The 322-nt window shown below is 67.4% G+C and carries 1 protein-coding gene; it reads left to right on the top strand.

The window, feature by feature from the left end; all coding sequences use genetic code 11:
- A partial coding sequence (locus ACLJNW_RS24025) for a methionine ABC transporter permease (RefSeq protein WP_410961195.1) occupies positions 1-322 on the top strand: 322 nt, incomplete at both ends.

The raw sequence follows: 322 nt of genomic DNA, 5'->3' as shown, positions 1-322 counted from the left end.
GGCGCGCCTGCTCAATCGCATCCTGGGCGGTCTGGTCAACGTGCTGCGCTCGGTACCCTTCCTGATCCTGATGGTGGCGCTGATTCCCTTTACCCGGATGATCGTCGGCACCAGCTATGGAGTCTGGGCCGCGGTGGTGCCGCTGACCATCGCCGCCACGCCGTTCTTCGCGCGGATCGCCGAGGTCAGCCTGCGCGAAGTCGACCACGGCCTGGTGGAGGCGGCCCTGGCGATGGGCTGCGAACGCCGCCACATCATCTGCAACGTACTGTTGCCGGAGGCGCGACCGGGCATCGTCGGCGGCTTCACCATCACCCTGGTG

The organism is Salmonella sp. SAL4457 (genome assembly GCF_046548235.1).
GTDB lineage: Bacteria > Pseudomonadota > Gammaproteobacteria > Enterobacterales > Enterobacteriaceae > Salmonella > Salmonella enterica.
This window is presented reverse-complemented; position numbering and strand designations above follow the sequence as displayed.